This is a genomic window from Lactobacillus helveticus DSM 20075 = CGMCC 1.1877, from assembly GCF_000160855.1.
Lineage (GTDB): Bacteria > Bacillota > Bacilli > Lactobacillales > Lactobacillaceae > Lactobacillus > Lactobacillus helveticus.
The window spans coordinates 36,571-41,420 of the sequence record NZ_GG700752.1; the positions used below are offsets into that span (position 1 = coordinate 36,571).

The window sequence follows — 4,850 nt, forward strand, 5'->3', positions numbered from 1 at the left end:
TTTTATTCATATGTACCTCGTTAAAATTCACATACACGATGTATTTAACTTTTAACAAGATTAAAGCATGTATGAAAAAGTAATTAAGATCAGATTCTATAAAATGTAGCGAATTTTTAGATAAAAATAAAAGCCCTGGTGTTTAAACTCAGGCCTTCTCATCGCAGCTGCATCTGTTCATTAAAATAATTTTTATAGGCTAAATAACCACTGATTACCGCACCAAGGCTTGTCGCCGACAGTAACATGAATGTGATCATAATCTGATACTTGATCGCGTAAACTGGATTAATTCCTGCGAAGATCAAGCCCGACATCATCCCTGGTAAATTAACTAACCCCACGGTCTTGGCAGAGTCAATCGTTGGCTGCATCGCAGTTTTGATACTCCGACGCAGGATCGGCATCGATGCCAATTTAATATCGCTGCCCAGCGCTAACTTTTCTAGAACTTGCTGATGTAGGTCATTGAAGCTATCATGCAATGCCTTGTAGCATAAGCCAATCGCCACCATTTCATTACCGGCAATCATCCCCGTAATTGGAATCACCTGCATCGGAATTGGTTTAATTACCCCTGAAAAAATCAGCAACCCTAGCGTCACGTAGGTACCGATGGCCTCGGCAATTATCGAATTCCAAAGACTGCAGTGCGGATTAGGATCACGTTTATTAGCGTTCCAAGATGCGTTAAAAATGATGACCAACGTCGAAACGATGGTTAACCACAGCTGATCAGCGTGAAAAATAAACTTCAGCACAAAGCCGATGATGACTAACTGAATAATTGCTCTAAATACACTCGTTAAAATATCTTTAGTTAAGCCCAGCTTTTCTTTAGCCGAGATCGCGATTGATACCAGCACCAAGGCAAAAGCCAACACTAAAGATAAATTACTAACCATCATATTCTTCATTTGATGATCCTTCCCTGCTTAATCTGCATAATATGACCGGCCGTCTGAATCTCACTTTGATCGTGAGTTACTCGAATAATAGTAGTTCCTTGTTCGTGCACTCGCTTAATCAATTGATGCACTATTTCCTTGCTACCATCATCAAGGCCAGTTGTAACCTCATCTAAAAGCAACACTTTGGGGAGAAAAATTATATTTCGAATGAGAGCTACTCGCTGTTTTTCTCCGCCTGACAAGGAATTTATGTCCTTATTTAGAAAATCGGCTGACAGATCAACTAGTTTTAGTAACTCATCTATCCTTTTTTCTACAATAGCTTGCTTTCTAATCTCATAGGGAAAAATTAAATTTTCTCTTACCGTTTTGCCAAACAAACTCGGCTGCTGGAAACAATAAGAGACTTCCCTGCGGTATTGGATGGGATTGTATTCCACCATTTTTTTATCTTGATAAAAAATATCACCTGCTGTTGGGCTGATTAAGTTGGCAGCTAATTTTAAAATAGTACTTTTACCAGAGCCTGATGGTCCAACCAAGGTCAAAAAATCTCCTTGATTTACCTTAAAAGAAACATCATGCAAGATTTGTTTTTCTTTTACCTGGTAACTAATATGTTTGAATTCAATAATTGTCATAGTTTTTTCCCAGAAAATATTTTTGCATTAACATTTTTAGTTTAACCATATTGGCTTTCGATAGCAATCTTTTATGTCATATATAATTGATATTTGCCACAAACATGATAATATTATTTTAAATAAATGTCATATATATTTGACACAATGACTACAAAAGGAGATTAAATGAATCACGTAAGAGAATATCGTAAACAAAAAAAGATTTCACAAATGGAACTTGCTAAAAGAATAGGCGTAGCCAGGCAGACTATTAATCTAATTGAAAACGATAAATATAATCCTTCACTTGAATTATGTTTAAGCTTAGCACATGTATTAGGCACAGATTTGAATAGTTTATTTTGGGATGGGGATGAACAACAATGAGAAGACAAGAAAGCTTGTAGTTAAAATTTATTAGATATTGGTTCGGAATTGACAGCAGATTAGATGAGCGTCAACTATATGAAGTAGAACGAATTGGCAATAATGCTCATAGTATTTAGCCTAACGGAAATGATTATGGTACTTATTTCGTTATGCTTTGCCTTCACTACTCAACTTGCGTTAGCTTATTACTTCTTGGTATTAGCCACCGCAATATTAACCTTATTGTTATGGGGCTATACTAACTTTGCACTTAATAAATTACAGATCCTGCATATAGAAATTACTCCAGATGAACGACCAAAAGCAGTTCGTACAATTTATTTAAGGGCCATTATTGAAGGAATATTGTGCTTTATTCCGTGCATGATTGGCTCAGCATTTGGCAGTTCAGTTGCTAATAATGGTAGTATGGTCAATATTTTATCTTTTTGGCCACAAGGATTATGGGCAAGTATTTGTGTAGGCGGTGGTGTAGCAATCGGCAAATTGCACCGTCTAAAGGTTATTAAAGATTAGTATAAAAACACCACGTAGATTTCATTCTGCGTGGTGTTTTTGCAATATATTGAATTTATTTTCATTTTTATTCAGCTTCAGCCTTAGCTTCCTTGGACAATCCAACAAGGTCACCTAACAAGGTAAAATCAATTTGAGTTGCTAAAGATGGCTTTTTACGTAAGAAATCAATCTCAGATGGTTTAACGTTTTCAGTTGGATTATCTTTTGAAATCAACTCTTGTGAGATTTCACTATCGGTTAATTTTTTATCCTCTAATACACTTTCTGCTTCCTTGACTTCTTTTTCATAATGTTTTGTCATAAAAAACGCCTTCTTCAACCGTCATTGTAGTTAGTTTTACGGAAAGGTATAGCGAAACGTACTTTTACTTTGATATATTGCTTAGACTACAAAAAAGACATGGCTTTTAAACCATGTCTAACGTGCTTATTAATGCTGACTAGAAGCATAGAAGGCTTAATGATTTTACCTCCTATATTGCCACTTTTTGCCATTTGTGTAGAACTATGTGGCAGATATTGTGGCAAATATCAACTTACTGAATTTTATACCAAGTTTATAGCTACTGGATAAATTTTAGGAAAATCATATAATCCTATCCATCTTAAAATATACCTTACTGAACCTGAATCACTGACCAACGGAGATATTCTTTGGAATTCTTTTTGAAAATCTTTTGTCGTTAATTCCATTGGATCTTCTACAGAAAAAAATATTTCAACTGATTTTTTAATAAGTCTATCTTCAACATTTGGGTCATCCACTCCCATTTCTAGCAAAAATAAACTTAAAGATACAGGATGTTCAATAGAATCTGCCCGCGACAAAGCCATCTCATGCACTACTTCATATAACATCTTAGTTACATTAGAGTTATTTTCTTTAGTTATTTTTCCATTAAACATAGATTATTCCTTTTACATTAAGTCAATTGCAATTTTAGCACCAACTTTGGCCATATTTGCTAAATATCCATTATGTGTTGCCGCCATTACCCCACGATATACTGCCATCGCTACCGCATCCTCAAGCCCATCGGTGTATTTAAGTAACGGTTTCAATCTCGGAGCAATTTCTTTATTAAAGCTTCTTAATACTACTCTTTCTGCATCTTTACCCATAAACTTTCCAATATAGCCTGCAAATACACGTGGATGCTTTAAAACTTGCTTAATTGCATACTTTATTGCTCCACTGCCTACTTTACTTTCTACAACTGAATTAGGATTTTCAGGTATTGTATTGTTATGAGGAATTACAAATGTTTGGGTTTCATTTCCTTGATTATTAGGTTCAACTGTATCAGCACTAACAGTCTTACTAGAAAATGTTCCAACTACTGGTGTACTTAAAATTACAGCTGATAAACCGTAAGTAATGTTTTCTTTAATTTTTTATGCATATTTTTAACCTCCAACGTATTTTTAATAATTTTATCAAAATTAATTACTAAAATCAATAAATAATTAATTTTGTTCTAATAGTAATTTGTTCTAATTATTCTTAAAGTTTATTTTTTTCAATAAACAAATTTAACATTTCTTCATTTCGATCTTCATCAACATGCACATAAGTTCGCATAAACATCTTTAAAGAATGTCCCAATCTACTCGCTGCCCAAGGATATGACATACCTGGAGTATTACCTAATTTTGTTGCTACAGTATGCCTACAAGTATACATGCTGACATTTAAGTTTTGATTATTAACCCCTACTTTCTTACTCAATTGTTTCAACATATCGTTCATACTTTTTTGAGTAATTGGGTAACCTAATGAACACAAATTATAGTCTGTTATATTTAACATTAACCAATCATTTGAATTAGCTAATTTGTTTTCTTTTAGAAGTTCTAACTGATGGTGATGAAACTTCTCCAATAACTGCAAAAGTGGTTCAGAAAGGGGAAGGGTTAGTCTAGATTCTCCACGTGGTCTACTCTTCAAATGACCGTTAAGATGCTTCTCTTTTTCACTCCATGAATCATTTATTTGAAAAACTTTAAATTTTCCATCATTAGTAATTTGACTCCACTTTAAAGCCTGAATTTCTTGAGGTCTCATCCCAGTATCTAAAGCTATCAAGATAGCGATTCTAGTTGTCCAATAACTTATTCTTGTTACTCCCAGCTCTCTATAAATTCTATCTTTAAGAACATCAATTTCATTATTAGTGAAAACATATTTCTTAACAGGAGCACTCATTTCATCACGTCTAAAAAACTTAGTTAATGGCTTCATAGGAATAGGATTCTTTAAGACACCATATTCCTTCAAAGTAGCAAAATAACTCCTTAAATTTTGTAACTGTCTATCTAGCGTTGAATGAGGTGCCACAGTTGCTTTATGTGTACTTATGTAATTTCTAGCAAAACTACGCATATCTTTTTCTTTGATATCTTTAAC

General features: G+C 34.0%; 9 protein-coding genes. 3 read left to right on the forward strand and 6 right to left on the reverse strand.

Annotation, left to right across the window (positions count from 1 at the left end):
* Positions 1–158: 158 nt before the first annotated feature.
* Positions 159–917, reverse strand: a complete 759-nt coding sequence (locus HMPREF0518_RS00165) for an ABC transporter permease (protein WP_003624831.1) — start codon at positions 915–917, stop codon at positions 159–161.
* On the reverse strand, positions 914–1,552 hold the full coding sequence (locus tag HMPREF0518_RS00170) for an ABC transporter ATP-binding protein (protein WP_003624835.1): 639 nt from the start codon (positions 1,550–1,552) through the stop codon (positions 914–916). The genes HMPREF0518_RS00165 and HMPREF0518_RS00170 overlap by 4 nt, the downstream gene beginning before the upstream one ends.
* Before the next feature lie 168 nt (positions 1,553–1,720).
* Between HMPREF0518_RS00170 and HMPREF0518_RS00175 the strand changes: the two genes are divergently transcribed.
* From HMPREF0518_RS00175 to HMPREF0518_RS00180, 3 genes are read left to right on the forward strand one after another with little or no spacing between them, the layout of a single operon-like run.
* Complete coding sequence (locus HMPREF0518_RS00175) at positions 1,721–1,921, forward strand: helix-turn-helix transcriptional regulator (RefSeq protein WP_003624837.1); 201 nt, start codon at positions 1,721–1,723, stop codon at positions 1,919–1,921.
* A 47-nt stretch (positions 1,922–1,968) separates the two neighbouring features.
* Positions 1,969–2,040 (forward strand): hypothetical protein, encoded by a 72-nt coding sequence (locus tag HMPREF0518_RS10485; RefSeq protein WP_230478149.1) that lies wholly within the window; start codon positions 1,969–1,971, stop codon positions 2,038–2,040.
* Positions 2,041–2,056: 16 nt separating this feature from the next.
* On the forward strand, positions 2,057–2,440 hold the full coding sequence (locus HMPREF0518_RS00180; RefSeq protein ID WP_230472033.1) for a hypothetical protein: 384 nt from the start codon (positions 2,057–2,059) through the stop codon (positions 2,438–2,440).
* Positions 2,441–2,507: 67 nt separating this feature from the next.
* Here HMPREF0518_RS00180 and HMPREF0518_RS00185 read toward each other — a convergent pair whose 3' ends face one another.
* From HMPREF0518_RS00185 to HMPREF0518_RS00200, 4 genes are all read right to left on the reverse strand, one after another.
* On the reverse strand, positions 2,508–2,744 hold the full coding sequence (locus HMPREF0518_RS00185) for a hypothetical protein (RefSeq protein WP_003624840.1): 237 nt from the start codon (positions 2,742–2,744) through the stop codon (positions 2,508–2,510).
* Positions 2,745–2,989: 245 nt separating this feature from the next.
* On the reverse strand, positions 2,990–3,349 hold the full coding sequence (locus HMPREF0518_RS00190; RefSeq protein ID WP_003624842.1) for a hypothetical protein: 360 nt from the start codon (positions 3,347–3,349) through the stop codon (positions 2,990–2,992).
* A gap of 12 nt (positions 3,350–3,361) precedes the next feature.
* Positions 3,362–3,565, reverse strand: coding sequence for a hypothetical protein (locus HMPREF0518_RS00195; protein ID WP_003624843.1), 204 nt, complete (start codon positions 3,563–3,565; stop codon positions 3,362–3,364).
* 382 nt (positions 3,566–3,947) lie between these two features.
* Positions 3,948–4,850 (reverse strand): tyrosine-type recombinase/integrase (locus HMPREF0518_RS00200; protein WP_003624846.1); only part of this gene is annotated, 903 nt, incomplete at its 5' end.

Excerpts from the sequence above, each read along its gene's own strand:
- HMPREF0518_RS00165 (WP_003624831.1), bottom strand. The coding sequence starts at position 917 with ATGAAGAATATGATGGTTAGTAATTTATCTTTAGTGTTGGCTTTTGCC.
- HMPREF0518_RS00170 (WP_003624835.1), bottom strand. The coding sequence starts at position 1,552 with ATGACAATTATTGAATTCAAACATATTAGTTACCAGGTAAAAGAAAAA.
- HMPREF0518_RS00175 (WP_003624837.1), top strand. The coding sequence starts at position 1,721 with ATGAATCACGTAAGAGAATATCGTAAACAAAAAAAGATTTCACAAATG.
- HMPREF0518_RS00180 (WP_230472033.1), top strand. The coding sequence starts at position 2,057 with ATGGTACTTATTTCGTTATGCTTTGCCTTCACTACTCAACTTGCGTTA.
- HMPREF0518_RS00185 (WP_003624840.1), bottom strand. The coding sequence starts at position 2,744 with ATGACAAAACATTATGAAAAAGAAGTCAAGGAAGCAGAAAGTGTATTA.
- HMPREF0518_RS00190 (WP_003624842.1), bottom strand. The coding sequence starts at position 3,349 with ATGTTTAATGGAAAAATAACTAAAGAAAATAACTCTAATGTAACTAAG.
- HMPREF0518_RS00195 (WP_003624843.1), bottom strand. The coding sequence starts at position 3,565 with ATGGGTAAAGATGCAGAAAGAGTAGTATTAAGAAGCTTTAATAAAGAA.